21 protein-coding genes are annotated in these 19,360 nt (G+C 64.7%); 11 read left to right on the top strand and 10 right to left on the bottom strand.

Going from position 1 to position 19,360, the window contains the following annotated elements; translation table 11 throughout:
• Positions 1 to 82: 82 nt before the first annotated feature.
• From ASE00_RS16970 to ASE00_RS16940, 7 genes are all read right to left on the bottom strand, one after another.
• Positions 83 to 622: a nuclear transport factor 2 family protein gene (locus tag ASE00_RS16970; protein ID WP_056382447.1), complete on the bottom strand. Its 540-nt coding sequence runs from the start codon at positions 620 to 622 to the stop codon at positions 83 to 85.
• A 16-nt stretch (positions 623 to 638) separates the two neighbouring features.
• Positions 639 to 1,394 (bottom strand): SDR family NAD(P)-dependent oxidoreductase, encoded by a 756-nt coding sequence (locus tag ASE00_RS16965; protein WP_056382445.1) that lies wholly within the window; start codon positions 1,392 to 1,394, stop codon positions 639 to 641.
• The gene (locus ASE00_RS16960) at positions 1,394 to 1,771 is read right to left on the bottom strand and encodes a DUF4783 domain-containing protein (RefSeq protein WP_056382443.1); all 378 of its coding nucleotides are present in this window, start codon (positions 1,769 to 1,771) and stop codon (positions 1,394 to 1,396) included. The genes ASE00_RS16965 and ASE00_RS16960 overlap by 1 nt, the downstream gene beginning before the upstream one ends.
• Positions 1,772 to 1,797: 26 nt before the next feature.
• Positions 1,798 to 2,253 (bottom strand): SRPBCC family protein, encoded by a 456-nt coding sequence (locus ASE00_RS16955; RefSeq protein ID WP_056382439.1) that lies wholly within the window; start codon positions 2,251 to 2,253, stop codon positions 1,798 to 1,800.
• Between the two features lie 13 nt (positions 2,254 to 2,266).
• A complete protein-coding gene (locus ASE00_RS16950; RefSeq protein WP_056382437.1) occupies positions 2,267 to 3,025 on the bottom strand; it encodes an SDR family NAD(P)-dependent oxidoreductase in 759 nt (252 codons plus the stop codon).
• Positions 3,026 to 3,049: 24 nt separating this feature from the next.
• Complete coding sequence (locus ASE00_RS16945; protein WP_056382435.1) at positions 3,050 to 5,185, bottom strand: TonB-dependent receptor; 2,136 nt, start codon at positions 5,183 to 5,185, stop codon at positions 3,050 to 3,052.
• Positions 5,186 to 5,436: 251 nt separating this feature from the next.
• The gene (locus ASE00_RS16940; protein WP_056382433.1) at positions 5,437 to 6,666 is read right to left on the bottom strand and encodes an acyl-CoA dehydrogenase family protein; all 1,230 of its coding nucleotides are present in this window, start codon (positions 6,664 to 6,666) and stop codon (positions 5,437 to 5,439) included.
• 159 nt (positions 6,667 to 6,825) lie between these two features.
• Here ASE00_RS16940 and ASE00_RS16935 point away from each other — a divergent pair, with 159 nt between their 5' ends.
• From ASE00_RS16935 to ASE00_RS16885, 11 genes are all read left to right on the top strand, one after another.
• Complete coding sequence (locus ASE00_RS16935) at positions 6,826 to 7,770, top strand: LysR family transcriptional regulator (RefSeq protein WP_056382431.1); 945 nt, start codon at positions 6,826 to 6,828, stop codon at positions 7,768 to 7,770.
• Between the two features lie 81 nt (positions 7,771 to 7,851).
• On the top strand, positions 7,852 to 8,451 hold the full coding sequence (gene wrbA, locus ASE00_RS16930) for an NAD(P)H:quinone oxidoreductase (protein ID WP_056382430.1): 600 nt from the start codon (positions 7,852 to 7,854) through the stop codon (positions 8,449 to 8,451).
• 84 nt (positions 8,452 to 8,535) lie between these two features.
• Positions 8,536 to 9,228 (top strand): glutathione S-transferase family protein, encoded by a 693-nt coding sequence (locus tag ASE00_RS16925; RefSeq protein ID WP_056382661.1) that lies wholly within the window; start codon positions 8,536 to 8,538, stop codon positions 9,226 to 9,228.
• Positions 9,229 to 9,290: 62 nt separating this feature from the next.
• Positions 9,291 to 9,518 carry a 2-hydroxymuconate tautomerase gene (locus ASE00_RS16920; RefSeq protein WP_268801361.1) on the top strand — a complete coding sequence of 76 codons (228 nt, stop codon included), beginning with the start codon at positions 9,291 to 9,293 and terminating at the stop codon, positions 9,516 to 9,518.
• Positions 9,515 to 10,414 carry a fumarylacetoacetate hydrolase family protein gene (locus ASE00_RS16915; protein WP_056382426.1) on the top strand — a complete coding sequence of 300 codons (900 nt, stop codon included), beginning with the start codon at positions 9,515 to 9,517 and terminating at the stop codon, positions 10,412 to 10,414. The genes ASE00_RS16920 and ASE00_RS16915 overlap by 4 nt, the downstream gene beginning before the upstream one ends.
• A gap of 24 nt (positions 10,415 to 10,438) precedes the next feature.
• Positions 10,439 to 11,461, top strand: a complete 1,023-nt coding sequence (locus tag ASE00_RS16910; RefSeq protein ID WP_056382425.1) for an amidohydrolase family protein — start codon at positions 10,439 to 10,441, stop codon at positions 11,459 to 11,461.
• A gap of 12 nt (positions 11,462 to 11,473) precedes the next feature.
• Entirely contained in the window at positions 11,474 to 12,535 is a 1,062-nt protein-coding gene (locus ASE00_RS16905; RefSeq protein ID WP_056382422.1) for a maleylacetate reductase, read from the top strand.
• A gap of 15 nt (positions 12,536 to 12,550) precedes the next feature.
• A complete protein-coding gene (locus ASE00_RS16900; protein WP_056382420.1) occupies positions 12,551 to 13,456 on the top strand; it encodes an intradiol ring-cleavage dioxygenase in 906 nt (301 codons plus the stop codon).
• A gap of 1 nt (position 13,457) precedes the next feature.
• On the top strand, positions 13,458 to 14,183 hold the full coding sequence (locus ASE00_RS16895; RefSeq protein WP_056382418.1) for a dienelactone hydrolase family protein: 726 nt from the start codon (positions 13,458 to 13,460) through the stop codon (positions 14,181 to 14,183).
• Positions 14,184 to 14,195: 12 nt separating this feature from the next.
• Positions 14,196 to 14,666 (top strand): HtaA domain-containing protein, encoded by a 471-nt coding sequence (locus ASE00_RS16890; protein WP_056382416.1) that lies wholly within the window; start codon positions 14,196 to 14,198, stop codon positions 14,664 to 14,666.
• A 171-nt stretch (positions 14,667 to 14,837) separates the two neighbouring features.
• Positions 14,838 to 15,584: a GntR family transcriptional regulator gene (locus ASE00_RS16885; RefSeq protein ID WP_056382414.1), complete on the top strand. Its 747-nt coding sequence runs from the start codon at positions 14,838 to 14,840 to the stop codon at positions 15,582 to 15,584.
• A gap of 24 nt (positions 15,585 to 15,608) precedes the next feature.
• Here the strand turns inward: ASE00_RS16885 and ASE00_RS16880 are convergent, their stop codons facing one another.
• The 3 genes from ASE00_RS16880 to ASE00_RS16870 all read right to left on the bottom strand — a co-directional run bounded on the left by ASE00_RS16880 (position 15,609) and on the right by ASE00_RS16870 (position 19,331).
• A complete protein-coding gene (locus ASE00_RS16880; RefSeq protein WP_056382413.1) occupies positions 15,609 to 16,040 on the bottom strand; it encodes a DUF1772 domain-containing protein in 432 nt (143 codons plus the stop codon).
• A 198-nt stretch (positions 16,041 to 16,238) separates the two neighbouring features.
• On the bottom strand, positions 16,239 to 16,988 hold the full coding sequence (locus ASE00_RS16875) for an SDR family NAD(P)-dependent oxidoreductase (protein ID WP_056382412.1): 750 nt from the start codon (positions 16,986 to 16,988) through the stop codon (positions 16,239 to 16,241).
• Positions 16,989 to 17,051: 63 nt separating this feature from the next.
• The gene (locus ASE00_RS16870; protein ID WP_162256482.1) at positions 17,052 to 19,331 is read right to left on the bottom strand and encodes a TonB-dependent receptor; all 2,280 of its coding nucleotides are present in this window, start codon (positions 19,329 to 19,331) and stop codon (positions 17,052 to 17,054) included.
• Positions 19,332 to 19,360: the final 29 nt, after the last annotated feature.

The raw sequence follows: 19,360 nt of genomic DNA, 5'->3' as shown, positions 1-19,360 counted from the left end.
CCTCCTCACGGCGCTGCCGGTCGTCTTGCCGGCAGGCGCCATCGTCCTGTTTCAGACCGCGGCGAGCGCGGCATGTCCGTCGTCAGGCTGCGGTAAGCGCGGCCTGGGCGGCCTTGATATTCTCTTCTGTGAAGATCTCGTACATCGTCTTCATCAGCTCTGGCTGATGCACGTCGAGCAGCGAGTCATTACCCTCTATCCACTGGAAATCATGCTTGAGCCGGTAGATCAGCCAGCCCTTGGGTGAGCGTTCCAGCCACACATCGTACCAGCCATATTGGGCGTTGTCGCTGGCGCCGCGATCGCCTGCCTTGAAGTGGCGCGCAGTCATGTAGACCAGCGCATAGGCCTTGTCGCCGTCCACCTTGATGTCCCAGTTGGTGTAGACATGGTGGCGGCGGACCGGGCTGAGGATCTGTTCGGCGAACTTCGTCCACAGGTCGGCCGAGACGCGCACTTCGGGCATCGTCGTCAGCCGGGTGAAATCGATGTTGACTATGTCGGTGAAGGTCGAGCGGTAGAGCGCCCAATCGCCCAGGTCGAGCGCACGGCCGAAGTTCAGCATGGTGCGCATGACCTGCTTGTCTTCCCACAGCTCAAGCAGCTTTTCTTCGTTGGTCATATCGTCTCTCCGCCGCTCACCAGGCCCGTACGCCGCCGTCGACCGCGATGTCGGCGCCGGTGACATAGGACGCGTCGTCGCTCGCCAGGAAGGCGACCACGCTGGCGACTTCCGACGGCTGGCCCATGCGGTTGATCATCGCGCGGCCGAGCTGGATCTTGCACCATTCGGGGTCTTCGAGGATGAAGCGGGTCTGGTTGGTCTCGATCGTGCCCGGCGACACGGTGTTGGCGCGGATGCCGTGCTTGCGGCCTTCCATCGCGAGCTGGCGGGTCATCGACAGCACGCCGCCCTTGGCCGCGGTGTGGGCGAGGCCGGGAAGCAATTCTATGCCGACCCAGGCCGACATCGACGCGGTGTTGACGATATTGCCCTTGCTCTTGATCAGCTCGGGCCAAGCCGCGCGGGTGAGCAGGAAGACGAGGTCGAGTTCCTGGTTTATCGTCTTGTACCAGGTGTCGTCGTCCATATCCTCGATCCAGGCGAAATAGGCCATCGCGCCGTTGTTGAAGAGGACGTCGATCCCGCCGAAGCTATCGGCCGCGGTTTTCACCAGCCGCTCGCATTCGGTCTTGTCGGTCAGGTCGGCGGTCACAGCGACCATCGTGCCGCCGGCCTCCTTGATCAGGCGCGCGGTTTCGTCATTGCCGGGCGCAACGACATCGCAGCCGACGACATTGGCCCCCTCCGATGCGAAGCGGATTGCGGCGGCGCGGCCGATGCTGCCGCCCGATCCGGTGACGATGACGGACTTGCCTTCGAAGCGGCGCATCACGCGGTGGCCTCGGCATAGAGCGGAGCGATGTCGATATAGATCCACAGCTTGTCGAGCTGGCCCGCCGCGTTGCGGTGGAGCAGGCTGGAGACCGGCAGCGGCACGTCGCGCCCGTCATGGCGGGTGTAGGTGACGATCGCATATTGCGAGGCGGTGTCGTCGTCGCCGGCCGCGTACATATGGACCGGCTCATGCTTCATGCCGGCGATCGACGAATAGAAGCCGCCCATCACCTCCACAGCGGTCTGTTTGTCGCGGATCGCGGGGTTGTTGGCAAAGCGCAGGTCGATGTCGTCGGCGAACCATTTCGCCAGATTGTCGATCTTCACCGTGTCGGCGTCGCGGAAGAAATCCGCCACCCATTCCAGAGCCACTGCCTCTCTCCTCCTGATGCCGCCGTTCAAAGTTCGCCGGCGGCTACCATTTCGCGGACCTTCTTGAGGGTCGCCGCGACCGCGCCGGTATAGGCGCCTCGCATGCTGTCGCCCTTCGCCGTCTCTTCTGGCGAGCCCTCCTCGATGCCGGGAAAGATGATCCCGAAGGTGAAGGACAGCAACATGCCATATTCGGAATCGCTGATGACATTGTCGATCCAGCCGGTGCCGTCGAGGCGCTCGAACTGGACCTTCACCGGAGCGAACAAGGTAATGAATTCCTGGCTCTGAGCACCCGCGAAAGTGATCTCGCGCTTGATGGTCGTTGCCGTGCGCTCGATCAGATCGCACTGGCTCATGCCGTTCACGAACGGCTTTGCGTCGACCGCCTTGAGTTCGAGCCCGGCCCAGACCTGCTCGCGAGTCAGCTTCGGTTCGACCCCTTCGGGGTTGATCGGGATGGCGTGGGAGAGAGTGTACATGCGTGCCTCCGCTTCAGATCGAGAGATAGCCGCCGTCGACCGCGATAGCCGCGCCGTTGACGAAGGATGCCTGCGGCGAGAGCAGCCAGGCAACCGATTCACCGATCTCGCTCGGTTCGCCGAAGCGGCCCATTGAGTGCCGCAGGCGCAGCCGGTCGAACACTGCCGACAGCTGGGGATCCTCGCTCAGCCGCTTGATCATCGGCGTGCGGGTGATGCCCGGCAGGATCGCGTTCACGCGGATGCCGCGTTCGCCATAGTCGGCACCACCCGAGCGGGTGAGGCCGAGCACGCCATGCTTGGCGGCGGAATAATCGGAGGCGCCGGCCAGCCCGACCTGGGCCAGCGAGGAGGCGGTGTTGACGATCGAGCCGCCGCCCTGCGCCAGCATCGCCCGCGCCTGATATTTCATGCAGAAGAACACCGCGGAGAGGTTGATACGGACGACGCGGTCCCATTCCTCGGTGGTGATCTCGTCGAGCGGCTTGTTCGATTGCTCGACCGCCGCATTGTTGAACGCGCCGTCGATCCGGCCGAAGCGGTCGACGGTCGCCTTCACCAGCCCCGCGATCTCGCTTTCGGAACCGAGATCGGCGGGAACGAAATAAGCCTCGCCGCCGGCGGCGGTGACCGCCTGGGTGGCGGCTTCACCGGCATCCTTGTTGACGTCGGTCAGGATCAGGCGGGCGCCATGCCCCGCCAGAACGAGAGCGGTGGCGGAACCAATTCCGCCACCGGCACCCGTGACCAGGACCGAAAGATTATTCAGCATGCCGGTCAAGCAATGTCTCCATAGTTAGAAGTTGAAGGTGACGCGCGCGCCGTAGGTGCGCGGCTCTTCGAGATAGGCGGTCGCCGGGCCGGGGATGCCGGCGGCGGCGGTCGCGGCGATCACCGCCTTGTTGGTGATGTTCTTGATCCAGAGACCCGCGCTCCACTTGTTGCTGTCCGCAAAGTAGGTGAGCGAGGCGTTCTCGCGCCAGGTCGGCTTCTGCCGGGTGCCGGGCGTGTGGACGAAGTCGGCGAAGTAGGAGCTTTCGTAGCGCGCATCGACCGCCGGACGGATATAGCCGTTCGAGAGGTGGAAGTCGTGATGATAGGCGACGTTGATCGTCCAGTCGGCCGCATAGGGCAGGCTGAGATTCTCGAACGCCGTCAGGCCCGGAACCTTATAGCTCTTCGTCCGCGCATGGAGGTAGCCCAGCGACGCCGAGAAGCGATCGTCGGGAGTCGGCTGGAACACCGTGTCGATCTGCACGCCGTAGGTCTCAGCCCTGGCGTTGAAGATCTCGTTATACGGCTTGCTCGCATCATAAGCCTGCAGCAGCAGGTCGTTATATTTGTAGTAGAAGCCTTCAACGTTGATCTGCAGCGTGTTGTCGAGGAAGCGGGTCTTGAGGCCGCCGGTGAACGACGACAGCTTCGGCGAGCTGATCAGGTTGGACTTCAGCGGCGTCGACGGGACTTCGTTGAAGGTGCCGGGCTGGTAGGCGGTCTGATAGGTGAGGTACACCATCGCGGTCGGCGCGACGTCATATTCGACGCCGACCTTGTAATCGAACCGCTTGAACGACTTCTCGAAATCATAGAGCGGATTGCCGACATCCGGCGAAATGCCGTTGGCCTTGCGCTTGTCGTAGCTGGCGCGGCCGCCAACGGTGACGCGGAACATGTCGCTGATCTTGTAGGTGCCCTGGCCGAAGGCGGCGATGCCCTTCACCCGGTGGTGCAGCACGCCCGAGGCGATGAAGCCGAACGGACCGGCGGCCTTGCCGACGAAGGAATAGCCGTAGGTTTTCTGCGTGTAGGCGTAAATACCGGCCAGCCAGTCGAACCGGTCGGACTTGCCCGACAGGCGCAGTTCCTGGGTGATCAGGCGATAATTGTCTTCCTTGAAATCGGGAATGACGCCCAGCCAGTAGGACGAGTTCGAGTCGAGGCGGAAATAGCCGGGGACATAGGTGAGGGTGAGCCCGTCGGCGACCTCGAGATCGAACTGAGCGCCGAAATTATAGAGATTATACTTCTGCTTTTCCTTGATCGGCTGGCCGAAGGGTAGGGCGCCCGGCGCGGCGAAGGCGCCGACGCGCAGATCGTCCCACGGATCGCCGCGCAGGAAGGCGTTCTCGCTGAACTGGCCGGTGTTCGGGTCGAACCCCTTGTTGACGAGGTTCGACGGCGAACCGTCGCGCTTCGTATACTGGCCCCACAGATAGGCGGTGAAGCCCTCGGTGCGGTCGAACAGCAGGCCGAGGCGGGCGGCGATGTCGTCCTTCGAATAGGCGCCCGATTCCATATAACCGTCACGCTTGGTGAAATCGATCGCGGCGCGGGCGGCGACGCCTTCACCCAGCGGCACGTTCTGCACCACCGTGGCGTGCATCAGGTCGTAATTGCCGCCTTCGAGGACGCCGCTGGTTTCGAGGTCGTGTGTCGGACGCTTGAACGAGATGTTGATCGTGCCGCCCAGTGCGTTGCGGCCGTACAGGGTGCCCTGCGGTCCAGGCAGGACTTCGATGCGGTCGAGGTCGAACAGCGGCTGGCTGGTGCCCTCGCGCGGGGTGAAGATGCCGTTGACGTTGAAGGCGACCGTCGGCTCGACGTTGCCGAAGTCGAGGTTGGAGCCGACGCCGCGCAGGATGACCTGGGTGGTGGCGCCTTCCTGCTGGAAGCGGGCGGCGGGGACGATGTTCTGCACGGCGCGCAGGTCGGTGGTGCCGCTCTGGACCAGCGAGTTGCCGGTGAAGGCGGTGACTGCGGCCGGCGTCTTCTGAAGGTTCTCGCTGCGCTTCTGTGCGGTGACGACGATCTCTTCCAGGCCGCCGCTGGCGGCGCCTTCGGCCTGCTGCGCGTCTTGCGCCTGCGCAGCGCCGCCCAGCACGAGCGCGGCGACGCTCGCGCCGATCAGCTGGAATTTACGGGCGTTCCTCATGATCACATCCTCCTCTGACTGTTTTTCACTGCGTCGGTCTTTGCCGGCATATGGGGGTCACGTCCGAAGCGCATATGAACTATGCCTTCAAAGTGTATCCTCTTTCATGTTGCGCCCCCGTCGTCAAGATAAGACTTATACTTCCAATATTTTTGTTTCGGTCGTTTCCCGCAATTCCGGGATAATCGGTAGCCAAAGCGGTTCGGCGATATGGGCACCACTAAAAAATTACCGCCTTTTCGAACGTACCTTCAGAACTGGCCGACCGGCGGCAGGCCGAATCGCTCTTCCCCGTACAGGGCGTAAATGGGTTGCACTTCGAGTGAGGCGTGGCGCGCCGCTGCGTTGATGTCCCGCCAGAAGCGCTGGATAGGTGTATCCAGCGCGGTCGCCGAGCCGCCCGCCCCTTCGAACAGCAGGTTGACCGCATGGACCGCCTGTTGCGCGGCGAAGCCGATGTTGCGCCGGATACGGATGCGTTCGGCGGGCTCGAGCGTCCCGCCCGCCAGAACCTTGGCCTCAACGGGGGCGAGGTCGGCCAGCAGCAGGGTCATCGCGCTGTCGATCGCCGCCGATGCCGCGCCGACGCGGGCCTGGACGAAGGGGCTTTGCGCCACCAGCCCCGCACCGCCCGGCTTAAGGCTGGTCTTCGCCTTTTTCGCCATGGCCGCGACGAACCAGTCGAGCGCACCCTGCGCCATGCCGAGCATCGGCGCGACGAGGGTGGCCGCGCCGAAGGTGGTGAAGCCGAAATGCGCCATGGTGTTGCCGTCGATCGCTCGGCCGGGCGTCGACACCTTCACCACGTCGGAGAAGCGGATGACGCGATGCTCGGGCACGAACAGCGGCTCGCCAGCGAAGAGGGTCTTGCTGCCAGTGCCCTGCATGCCGCTGACCCGCCAGCTGTCATGATCGATCGCGAGTTCCGCGGCCGGGACCATGAACCAGCCCACATCCGCGGGCCTGTCGCCGGAGGGGGGCAGGGTGGCCGACACGAACATCCAGTTGGCGCTGTCGCAATTGCTGCCGAACGGCCAGCGGCCCCGGACCCGGTACCCGCCTTCGACAGGCTCGCAGTGCCCGGTAGGAACGAAGGTACCGATAACGAGGTTGCCTGGGCTGTTCTCCCAAATCTCGCGCTGCGCCTCGATCGGCCAATAGGAGGCGAGCCAGGCGTTGACCGCGCCGATCGAGGCGCACCAGGCGGTGCTGCCGCAGCCGCGGCCCAGTTCGAAGGCCACCCGCACCATCACCGATGGCGGCTGCGCGGTGCCGCCGAAGCTTCGCGGCTGGCCGAGCGCGAAGATTCCGGCTTCGGCCAGCATGCGGGTGATGTCGTCGGAAACGCGTCCGTCGATCTCGGTCTGGCGCGCGCGCTCCGCCAGAAGCGGGCGCAGCGCCGCCGCGCGTGCGACCATTTCGTCGGCGATCGCGGGGTCTGCGGCGGACGCACGGGGGGCGGTCGGTGCGAACTGGTTCATCGGTGATCCCTCTCCTGCTGCCCGGCGCCTTTCCGGCTCCGGCGCGGCTGTCGCACCCTGATTACCCCCCGGATCCAGCGGCGAAAAATCTCCGGCCGCGATGATGGTATCGGCTTCCTCGATAGTTGTGTACACTTTGTCTTGGTAGCTGGAGGGACTATGTCCAATCTCGATCTGAACTTGCTGCCTGCGCTCGACGCGCTGCTCAGCCATCGCAATGTGACGGCTGCCGCTCGGCAGCTCGGAGTGAGCCAGCCGACGATGAGCGGTATGCTCGGACGCCTGCGCGAGCAGCTCGACGATCCGCTGCTCGTGCGCGTCGGGCGCACGATGGAACTGACCGCGCGCGGCGCGTCGCTGATGCCCGAAGTGCGGCAGATGCTGCTGGCGCTCGAAAAGCTGACGTCGGTCGATTCCGATTTCGATCCCGCGGCGTTGCGCCGGCATTTCCGGATTATGTCCTCGGAGTTCGGGTTGTTCCTGCTGCTGCCCCAGATCATAGCGCGCGTCGGGAAAATCGCGCCGCATGTGACCTTCGAAATGGTGGCGATCGATAAGCCCGTCGACAGCGTCTATTCGGGCAGTATCGAATTATGCCTGACCGGGGACGTCATAACCCATGCGGCGGGAGAAGCGGCGCGCGCGGTACGCACCAGAACGCTGATGGAGGACCGTTTCGTCGGCATCGTCGACAGCGAGCACCCGCTGCGCGATTCTGCGACGGTGGACGACCTGCTCGCCTATCCGCATGTCGCGACCCATTTCCTCGGCAGCAAATTGCCGGTGGAGGACAATGCCATCGATGGCCTGTCCGACCGGCACCCGCCTCGGGTAAGGGTGCCCAGCTTCCTGTCGATCGCACCGATGGTCATTGGCACCGATTCGATCGGCGTCGTCCCGGGCCGCCTCGCGCCGCAGATGTGCAGCTATGGGGGTGTGCGAAAGATCGAGCTGCCGCGCGAGACCGCGCGCGCCGCGATCAAGATGCTCTGGCATATGCGGCACGACCATGATCCCGCGCATGAATGGCTGCGCGGCATCGTGCTCGACATGTGTGCCGAATATCCGGAACCGAGAGTAGCAAAAATGCCGATGGCCATATAAGACGCACAAGTCCTATCTTGACTCGGAGATGCGACCGTGGGAAATCTGTATCCACATTTTTGAACGCAGGAAGATCAAGATATGGCCAAGGTGCTCGTGCTCTATTACTCCTCTTATGGTCATATCGAGACAATGGCCGCTGCGGTGGCGGAGGGCGCCGCCGCTGGTGGTGCGCAGGTCGACATCCGCCGCGTGCCCGAACTGGTGCCCGCCGAAATCGCGCAGGCCGCTCATTTCAAGCTGGACCAGGAAGCTCCCCTTGCCACCGTCGAGGAACTGCCGGGCTATGACGCGATCATCGTCGGTGCACCGACCCGCTTCGGCCGCATGCCGTCGCAGATGGCGCAGTTCTGGGATCAGACCGGCCCCTTATGGTTCACCGGTGCGTTGACCGGCAAGGTCGGCGCGGCCTTCACCTCGACCGCTACCCAGCATGGCGGGCAGGAGACCACGCTCTTCTCGATCCTCACCAACCTGATTCACCACGGGCTGGTCGTCACGGGCCTGCCTTATGCCTTTCAGGGGCAGATGGGGCTTGAAGAGGTGAAGGGCGGGACGCCCTATGGCGCTAGCACGCTGTCCGACGGCAATGGCTCCCGCCAGCCGAGCCAGGCCGATCTCGAGGGCGCGCGCTACCTCGGCAAACATGTCGCGTCGATCGCAGCCAAGCTGAGCGCCTGATATCCGCTTTCCCGCCGCCGCGCTGGTCGGCCTCAGGCGGTCCCACCGTTTCTACCGAACCACCAAGGGCCGAGGGAGAGGATGATGATCGACTTCTATTATAATTTCGGGCCCAACCCGATGAAGGTCGCCCTGTTCCTCGAAGAGGCCGGGCTTCCCTATCGGCTGGTTCCAGTGGACATGCTGCGGGGTGAGCAGTTCTCGCCCGAGATCGTGGAGCTCAACCCGAACAGCAAGCTGCCGATCGTGGTCGACGACGGGGTCGCAATCTTCGACAGCAACGCGATCCTGCTCTATCTCGCCGAGAAATATCAGCGATTCCTGCCCGCCGCGGAGCATCGCGCCCAGCTTTTGTCCTGGCTGATGTTCGTCGCGACCGGGCTCGGCCCCTATTCGGGCCAGGCGGTCCACTTCCGCCATTATGCGCCCGAGCCCAAGGACTACGCGGTACAGCGCTATGCGTTCGAGGCGCGCCGCCATTACGACGTGCTCGAAGGTCATCTCGCGAACCGGCAATGGATGGTCGGGGACGCCTTCAGCATCGTCGACATGGCGACATGGGGGTGGATCCGGAACATGGATTATGTCCTCGGCCCCGATGCGCGCGCCGAGCTTCCCAATGTCGTGCGGCTGCTCGCGGCGATCGACGCCCGGCCCGCCGCGCAGGCCGCCGCGGGGCTCCGCGAGAAGCATGCATTCAAGGCCGAGTTCGATAAGGAGGCGCGGCAAGCGATGTTCCGTCATGTCGAGCCAGCGAAGCAGCCGGCTGCACAATAAACTGCATCCACTCTATTGAACGTTGATGCGAAGCCTTTAAGGGGTGGTGACACCGCCATCACATTGATGGCGAAAGGAGGACGAGGTCGATGCCGATCATTTCCGTTCAACTCATCCGTGGGCGAACCCCCGAGATGAAGCGTGCGCTGATGAAGGAACTGGCCGAGGCCGCGGTTCGGACGCTGGGTGCGCCCGAACAGTCGGTCCGCGTCATCCTGACCGAAATAGACCCAGAACATTGGGGAATCGGCACTACCACCAAGGCTGAGATCGAGAGGAACGGGGCATGAGCAATATCTATCGTCTGGCCGTTGTGCGGGCGGCCAAGGGCGGCGGCCAGGTGGTCGTCGAGCATGGCGGCAAGCTGCTGCCGCTCGAGACGGTGCTGCCCGGAAAGTTCGCCACGCCACCGTCTGATCTGCAGCCGCTGCTCGACGACTGGGAGAGTGTCGACGCGGCTATCGCGCAATATGTGGATACAAATAGCGCGGCCTTCGCAGCGGGCTCGGCTGCGGCGGAAGCGGATTTCCTGGCGCCGATCGCCAACCCCGGCAAGATCGCCTGCATCGGTTCCAACTATCACGACCATATCGCCGAAATGGCGATCCCGATGACGCCCAGCTATCCCTATGCCTTCATGAAGCCGGTCAACAACACGGTGCGCGGTCCGGGGGAATCGGTGCCGGTGCCGAAGAAGGCCAAGATGATGGACTGGGAGGCCGAGCTGGGCGTGGTGATCGGCTGCACCTGCAGCGAGGTTTCCGAGGGCGATGCGCTGTCGGTGGTCGCGGGCTATCTTAACTTCAACGACCTGTCGGCGCGCGACTGGCTCGCCAGCCGTCCGCCGGTCGGGATCGACTGGGTGCAGCACAAGGCGTTTGACGGTTTCGCGCCCTTCGGTCCCTATCTGGTGCCGGCACGTTTCGTCGCCGATCCGCAGGACATGCCGGTCAAGCTGAGCGTCAACGGCGTGATGAAGCAGGACTCCAACACCCAGCAAATGGTGTTCGGCGTCGCCCCGATCATCGAGCATCTGACATCGATCATGACGCTCTATCCGGGCGACATCATCGCCACCGGCACCCCCGCGGGCGTCGGCCATGGCAAGGGCGAATATCTGAAGGCGGGCGACGTGGTGCGGATGGAAATCGGCCCGTGCGGCGAACTCGTCACGCCAATCGGCTGACAGGCAAAGCACGGAGAGTAGTGTATGAAGGGGAAGATCGCGCTCGAAGAGCATTTCGCCATCCCGGAGACATTGCAGGATTCGGCGATCTTCGTGCCCGGCGAGTTCCTGGCCGAACTCTCCGCGCGGATCATGGACATCCAGGACCGCCGGCTGCGCGAGATGGATGCCAACGGGATCGAGATGATGATCCTGTCGCTCAATGCTCCGGCGGTGCAGGGGATTCCCGATAAAGCGAAAGCGACCGAGATCGCGCAGCGCGCCAACGATTATCTGGCCGAACAGGTCGCCAAGCGGCCCGATCGTTTTCAGGGCTTTGCCGCGCTGCCGCTCCAAGATCCCGACGCCGCGACCCGCGAGATGACCCGTTGCATCACCGAACTCGGCTTCAAGGGCGCGCTGGTCAACGGCTTCTCGCAGGCCGGCGACGGCAGCGAGATGCTCTATTACGACCTGCCGCTGTTCCGGCCCTTCTGGGCCGAGGTCGAGCGGCTGGGAGTTCCCTTCTACCTGCACCCGCGCAACCCGCTGCCACAGCACGCGCAAATCTATGCCGGGCATGAATGGCTGCTCGGGCCGACCTGGGCCTTCGGACAGGAGACCGCGGTCCATGCACTGCGGCTGATGGGATCGGGGCTCTTCGACGAGCATCCGAACCTCACCATTATCATCGGGCACATGGGCGAGGGGCTGCCGATCTCGATGTGGCGGGTCGACAACCGCAATGCCTGGGTCACGCTGCCCAAGAAGCATCCCGCGAAGCACCCGATCGCGCATTATTTCCACAATAATTTCTACGTCACGACCTCGGGCAATTTCCGCACCCAGTCGCTTATCGACACGATGCTGGAGATCGGATCGGACCGCATCCTCTTCTCGGCCGACTGGCCGTTCGAGAATGTCGATCACGCCGCCAATTGGTTCGACCGGGCGACGATCAGCGAGGCCGACCGGCTGAAGATCGGGCGCAACAACGCCAACAGGTTGTTCAACCTGGGTCTCGACGACAGCGCCCCGGTCGCGACCAACCCGCCCTTCGCGCGCTGATCGGCTGAGCCGATGGCCGAGCCCTTCGTCTACACCGCCAATCCGGGCCGCGTGATCTTCGGCGAAGGCACGATCGCGCGGCTGCCCGAGGAGGTCGAGCGGCTGGGGCTTGCCCGGGTGCTGCTCCTCGCCACGCCGCAGCAGGAGGCCGACGCCGAGCGGCTTGCCGACAGGCTGGGCGATCATTCGGCGGGGGTGTTCGCGGGGGCGGTGATGCACACGCCGGTCGAGGTGACCGAGCGCGCAATGGCGATCGTCGCCGAGCGTGGCGTGGATGGCGTCGTGGCGATCGGTGGCGGATCGACGATCGGGCTGGGCAAGGCGATCGCGTATCGCACCGACCTGCCGCAGATCGTCATCCCGACCACCTATGCGGGATCGGAGATGACCCCGATCCTGGGCGAGACCAGCGACGGCGCAAAGACGACACGCAGCGACGCGAAGATATTGCCCGAGGTGGTGATCTACGACGTCGATCTGACGATGACGCTGCCCGCCGCGCTATCGGGGACCAGCGGGATCAACGCGATCGCCCATGCGATCGAGGCGCTCTATGCGCGCGACCGCAATCCGATTATCTCGCTGATGGCGGTCGAGGGGATCGGCGCGCTGGTCCGCGCGCTGCCGGTGATCGCCGCCGATCCGGCGGACAAGGCGGCGCGATCCGACGCGCTCTATGGCGCCTGGCTGTGCGGAAGCTGTCTCGGCGCGGTCGGCATGGCGCTGCACCACAAGCTTTGCCATGTGCTCGGCGGTTCGTTCGACTTGCCGCACGCCGAAACGCATACGATCGTGCTGCCGCACGCACTGGCCTATAACGCCCCGGCGATCCCAGAGGTGATGACGCGGCTGCTGCCGGTGCTGGGCCGCGATCCGGCGCGGGCGCTCTATGATCTGGCGGGCGCGGTCGGCGCGAAGCGCGGGCTGCGGCATCTGGGCATGGACGAGATGGCGATCGACGAGGCGGTTAGCCGCGCCATGGCCAATCCCTATTGGAATCCCCGGCCGCTCGACGCCGGTCCGCTGCGCGCGTTGATCGCCCGCGCCTGGGCCGGCGATCCGCCCGCGGCCTGACGACAGGAGAACAGCATGGCAGACGCCGAGGAAGCGGCCTATTTCGAGGCGGGGCGGTCCGCCGAGGTCGTCATCAACCGGATGGGGCCCAAGACCGATCCGCGGCTGCGCGAGATCATGTCGGTGGTCGTGCGCCATCTCCATGCCGCGACCCGCGAGGCCAATATCACCTCCGACGAATGGATGGCGGCGATCCAGTTCCTGACCGACACTGGCCATATGTGCAGCGAATGGCGGCAGGAGTTCATCCTGCTGTCCGACGTGCTGGGCGTGTCGATGCTGGTCGATGCGCTCAACCATCAGCGGCCCGAAGGATCGACCGAGAATACCGTGCTCGGGCCGTTCTATGTCTCGAATGCGCCGCGCTATGCGCATGGCGACAATATCTGCCTCGACGGCAAGGGCGAGCCGCTGGTCGTGCGCGGCCGGGTCGTCGACACCGAGGGCCGCCCGATCGAGGGCGCGACGCTCGACGTGTGGCAGGCGAATGAGGACGGCTTCTACGACGTCCAGCAGAAGGGCATCCAGCCCGACTTCAACCTGCGCGGCATCTTCGAGAGCGATGCGAAGGGAGAATACTGGTTCCGGTCGTGCAAGCCACGCTGGTACCCGATCCCTGACGACGGCCCGGTCGGCAAGATGCTGGCCGCGCTCGACCGCCATCCCAATCGCGCGGCGCATCTTCACTTCATCGTCTCGGCGCCGGGATATGACCGGGTGGTGACGCATATCTTCACCCCAGACTGCCCCTATCTGCCCGAGGATGCGGTGTTCGGGGTCAAGCATTCGCTGATCGCCGACTTCCAGAAGGTTGACGATCCCGCGCAGGCGGCCGAACGGGGTTTCGACGGACCCTATTGGTCGGTCGAATGGAACTTCGTGCTTGCGCGCGAAGGCGCGTTGCAGGGAGCGGATAACTGAGATGGCGATCGAGACCCAGACGATAGAATATTCAGGTGACGGGCTGGCGATGGTCGGCACGCTCTATGCCGATACGGCGCAGAGCGGCCCCCGGCCGGCGGTGCTGCTCTTTCCCGAAGCGCCCGGACCGGGCAACCAGGTGCAGGGCCGCGCGCGGCGGCTGGCCGAGGCCGGCTATGCGGCGATGGCGTGCGACCTCCATGGCGGCGGCACGATAAAGACCGACATGGCGGAGATCATGTCGATCCTCGACGAGCTGCGTCCCAACCCCGCCCGGATCCGGGCGCGTGCGGGCAGCGCGCTCGAGGCGTTACGCGCCAGCCCGCTGGTCGATCCGGCGCGGATCGCGGCGATCGGCTATTGCTTCGGCGGGACGATGGCGCTCGAACTCGGGCGCAGCGGCGCGGCCATCGCCGGGATCGTCGGCTTCCACAGCGGCCTCGCCACCGCCGCGCCGCAGGATGCGCGCAACATCGGCTGCCCGGTGCTGGTGTGTATCGGCGCGGACGACCCCGGCATTCCGCCTGCGCAGCGCGCCGCGTTCGAGGAGGAGATGCGCGCCGGGGGCGTCGACTGGACGATGCACCTCTATGGCGGCGTCGTGCACAGCTTCACCAACACTGACGCCGAAAAGTTCGGCCGCCCCGAATTCGCCCGCTATGACGCCAGTGCCGACAAGCGATCCTGGGCGGCGATGATGGCGCTGTTCGACGGCGTCTTCGCGTAATGGCGCAGCGCCGTGGACGAGAATGATTTTTCGGGCCTCGGCTGGCCGATCAAGACCAGCTTCGCGCGCTATGTCGGCAGTCTGCCCGACGGGCGCGCGGCGCTGCGCGATCCGATCAAGGCGTCGCAACGCACCGGCCTCGTCTTTCCGCTGGCGGACGGCGGCAATTTCGACGGGGGCAGCGGAACGGGCGTGCTACGCTTTAGCGGTGGCATCGGCTTCACCGGCCATTTCGGAATGCTGCGCGTCGACATCGCCGACCCCTGGCTGCGGATCGACGGGGACACGGGCATATTGTCTATCGCCGCCGGTGCGGATAAACGCCTCGATCTCGCGAGCTTCCGGTTGGCCTGGGACGATGCGGCACATCGCGATGCCCGTGGCGAGGCGCTGGCGCTGACCGCAGCTGGGGCCGAATTGTTCGGCAGCGCCTATGGCGAGGGGACCGAGCTGGATTCCTTCATCCTACACCTGATCGGCTGATACGGATCCGCTAATCTGTACACACTATTGCCCTGTCATTTTGCCTGCTTAAAGGCTGTCATGTCCGAAAATGGCGCATTAAAAGGCTGAAATGGATGCAGCTAAGTGCAAGAATGTTTCAAATCCGCTTCTTGCTATTGACCAAATTGCATCCGGTGTTATCGCCATGGCATGGTAGTTCTTGCTGATCTTTTGAAACCGATCGACCGTGGGGACGGGCGTCGGACGGCTGTCGAGGTCTATGAATCTCTCCAGCAATCGATCCTCAGCGGGCAGCTCAAGCCCGGTACCATCCTGTCGCAGGTCGAACTCGCCAAGGCGCTGAATGTCAGCCGCACCCCGGTGCGCGAGGCGATGCGGATGCTGCAGGAAGGCGGGCTGCTGGTCGGCGAGCCCAATTATCGCAGCCGCGTCGTCGGCTTCGATCCCCGCGACATCGAGGCGCTCTACATGAAGCGGCTCGCGCTCGAGGCGATGGGCGTCGCGATTACAACCCGCCGGATGAACCCCGAGCTGATGGAAGAGCTGCGCTCGGTGGTCGGCGAACTGGAGAGCGACGCGGCGCACGACAATTTCGAGATGTGGCAAACGCTGCACCGCCGCCTCCACCGCCTGATCGTCTCCGAAACCGGCGACACGCTGGCGAACGAACTCGAACAGCTCGAGCTGCGCAGCGAACGCTATCAGTCGGCCTATAAGGGCGCGCATCTGCTCGGCTGGTGGCAGCGCGGCGAGGCCGAGCATCGCGAACTGTTCGCGGCGATCTCGGGCGGCAATGCACCTTATGCGGGTGAGCTGGCAGCCCGCCATCTCGCGCGCACCGCGCTCGAACTGCTGGCCGCGCTCGCCCCCGAATATGACACGGCGCGGCTACGCAATGCGCTGAACTTCGCGATCGCTGGCGCGGCTGGCCTCTGATTATCGAGTGTCGCGGGCCGGCCGTCATCCCGCCGACGCCCAAGCGAACAGCAGCGTGGCCACGAGCCCGAGCGCGCTTCGAACATCGTGCAGCTTGCCCCATCGCACCAGCATCCGGCGGCTTTCGGGACCAGCCTGACCCGGGCTCATGGCCATCAGGCGCTTGTTGACGGGCATGATGATCAGGAGCGTGAACGGCCAGTTGGCCAGAAGGGCCGCGCCACCCGCAGCCCAGCGCCAGTCACCCGAAGCATAGGCGACCGCCAGCCCGGCCACGCCGCTGATCACCGCCAGGGCGGACTGAATGGGTAACGCTCGCCTGTAGCTTGGCTGCCATTGTTGAAGCAGCGGCCCATCGTCCAGGACGAGCCGGGCAGGGTGTTCGACAAGACTGATATAGGAGGCGGCTCCGGCGAACAGCGTGGCGCTGATCAGGGCGACGAGAGCGAATGTCATGACCGATCCTCGATGTTGGTTCGAGGAGACGCCAAACCCAAGTGCGCGCCTCCCGAATCCGGGTGACGCCGTGGCTGGGAAGAACCCCATGAGGGGTGCAGGAGCTACCGACCTGCCGCTCTATTTTCGGCTTTCCTATCCTGGCGGTTTATTGAAGAGCGATCAAGGCCGGTCGTCGGCGGCGCCGCGATCCTGTTGCTAACCCGCGCGAATAGCCCCGCCATCGACGTGGAGGTTCTGGCCGGTGATGAAGGCCGAGCCCTCACCGCACAGGAAGGCGACGGTGCCCGCGACATCTTCGGACTCCATCACGCGCGGAATCGGCTGGGTGGCGGCGATGGCTTCGAACATCTCGTTCGACAGCGGCACGCTGGCGCCCGGCGTGCGCACCGGATTGGGGGCGACCGCGTTGACGGTGATGCCGAAGCGGCCGACTTCGGCGGCGAGTGTGCGGGTCAGGCCGACGAGGCCTGCCTTGCTGGCGACATAGGCCCCCCCCATCGGCGGGCTGTTGTTCACCGATGCCGAGGAGATGTTGACGATGCGGCCCCAGCCGCTGGCCTTCATCGCGGGCAGCAGCGCGCGGATCAGCAGGAAGGGTGCGTCGAGGTTCACCGCCATCGTCCGCCGCCAATAGGCCGGATCGGTATCCTCGAACGGCATCGGCACCGGGTGGATGCCCGCATTGTTGACGAGGATCTGGACGGTGCCGAAGCGCGCCGCCGCCTGTTCGGCGAGCGCCGTTATCGCTTCGGGCGAGGCGATGTCGGCGGAGAGGGCGAGGCACTGCTCGCCCGCCGCCTCGACCGCCGCAGCGGTCTCGCCGCAATCGAGCAGGTCGATCGCGACGATGTTCGCGCCCATCCGCGCGAGGGTTTCGGCGAAAGCCCGGCCCATGCCGCGCGCCGCGCCGGTGATGAGGGCGGTCTTGCCCGACAAGGAGGTCATCTATCTTCTCCAGACACAAAAATGCCGGCGATGCTGGTGGCACCGCCGGCAGGTGAGGAAGGGTTAAAAGTTGAAGCCTGCGCGGATGCCGAGCTGCCGGCCACGCGACAGATAGCCGAGCAGGCCCTGGGTGGTGCCCGGCGAGATGCTGCCATATTCATTGTAGCGGATGTCGGTGAGGTTGCGGACGAACAGCGACAGCGACCAGGGGCCGGCATCGGGCTTCAGGTCGACATGCGCGTCGATCTGCACATAGGCGCCCTGCTGTTCGAGCGGTTCGAGGTTGCTGGACGGATTGTAGCTCGACCGGCCCGCGGCCAGCACGCCGCCGCTCAGCACATAGCTGCCGACCAGCTGCTCATAGTCGATGCTGACCGTGCCCGCCCATTTCGACGAGAAGGGTGTGCGCGAACCCGACAGGTCCTGACGGCAGCCGACCGGGGTCGCCGCTTCCTGTGCGCGTGTGCACGAGCCGCCCGGGAAGTCGAGATATTTGGCGTCGGTATAGGCGAGCGACGCGCCGAAACGCAGGCCGCGCATCGGGGTATAATGGAACTCGGCCTCGACGCCCTGGGTCCGCGCCTTGCCGACATTCGTGACGACCGCGACGGTCGCGGTGCCGACATAGGCGTTGGTCTGGAGGTTGGTGAAGGTGGTGCGGTAGGCGGCGAGCGCATAGTCGAAGCGGTTGTCGTCGCTGACGCCCTTGAGACCGACTTCGAAGCCTTCGGCCTTTTCGGGTTCGAACCGGGCTCCGGCAGGCGTGACGTTGCCCGGCGCACCCTGATAGGCGACGTCGAAGCCGCCCGATTTGTCGCCCTTCACATATTTGGCATAGACCTGCGCCCGGTCGCTCGGCTTGTACTGGACGATCACCTGCGGCTGGAAATGGGTTTCGTGCAGGTGCAGCCCGGTGAAGCTGTGCGGTGGCACCCCGAAGAAGCCGGTGTAGAGACCGTCGAGGAACGGGGCCGGAGCGAGCCAGCCCGCGCTCTGGCCGAAGCTGCGGTTGGGGACGACCAGCCCGGGGTTGGCCGACTGATCGGCGTCACGGCTGATGTCGCTGTAGCGCGCCCCGGCGGCGATGCTGAGCTGCTCGCTCAGGTGATAGGTGAACTCGCCGAAGATCGACCAGCTTTCCGCCTTCTGCGGCGACACGAGGTTGAGCGAGAAGGCGGGGACGGGAATACCGATCGCAGCCGCGTTGAAATCGGCAACGGTGAAATTGTCCCGCTTCTCGTGCTGGTAGAAGCCGCCGACGGTCAGGTCGAGCGCACCGAACTTGCCTGCATAGCGCAGCTCCTGGCTGAACTGCTTGTTGAGATAGGCGATATAGCCGCTGAACAGCGGGACACTTTGCCCGCCGCTCGACGCCAGCCCGGTTTCGAGGCGGCGATAGCCGGTGGTCGAGCTGATCCTGCCGCCGAGGACATCATAGTTGATGTCTATCTGGTAGGTCTCGTTGTCGAGCGCCTGATAATCGCGCTGAAACATCGGCGCGACATTGTTGTTGGCGTTGACCCGTCCGTCGAAATTCACCTCGGGGAACTGATAGCCCGCGAGCGGCTGGGCGATCGGCTCGCCGACCAGGCCCTTGTTGCGGATATGGTCATATTCGGCCTTCAGCAGTACTTCGAGGTCGGCGCTCGGGGTGAAGCGCAGGATCGCGCGGCCCGCATAGTTGCGGTCGGTCGAGACATGCTTGCCGGTCGCGACGTTGAAGTTGGGCCCCTTGGCGAGGCGCTGATAGAGGCCCGACAGGCGGACCGCGACGGTCTCGGCCAGCGGAATGGTCATCCCGCCCTGCGCCACGGTCTCGTTCTGGTTGAACTCATAGGCGACCGAGCCGTCGGCGGCGAAGGTCGTGCCGGGCTTGCGGGTCGTGATGTTGAGCGCGCCGGCGGTCGAGCTGTTGCCGTAGAGCAGGACCTGCGGGCCCTTGAGCACCTCCAGCCGCTCGATGTCGAACAGCGGCAGGCGCGCGTCCTGATCGCGGCCATAGGAGATATTGTCGATGAACTTGCCGACTGCCTGATCGAAGGACTGGCCGTTACCGGTGCCGAAACCGCGGATCAGCACGAGCGGCTGGGTCGCGCCATAGGAGATCGACAGGGTCGGAATGCGCGCGGTCAGGTCGCCGATCTGGGTAATCTTGGCTTCCGCCAGCGAGGCGCCCGACACCGCGGTGATCGACACCGGTACATCACGGGCGCGTTCCTGCGACTTACGGGCGGTAACGATGATTTCTTCGAAGCCGCCATTGTCGGCGGCGGCCTGCGCGAGAAGGGGCGACGCGACGCTGATGCCCGCCAGCATGGTCCCGCAAGTCAGGGCGAATTTCACATAGGATCTTCTCACAAGCGCCTCCCCAT

Source organism: Sphingomonas sp. Root710, assembly GCF_001429065.1.
Lineage (GTDB): Bacteria > Pseudomonadota > Alphaproteobacteria > Sphingomonadales > Sphingomonadaceae > Rhizorhabdus.
The sequence above is the reverse complement of the archived record's forward strand: the minus strand, read 5'-3'. Positions and strand labels throughout refer to the sequence as shown.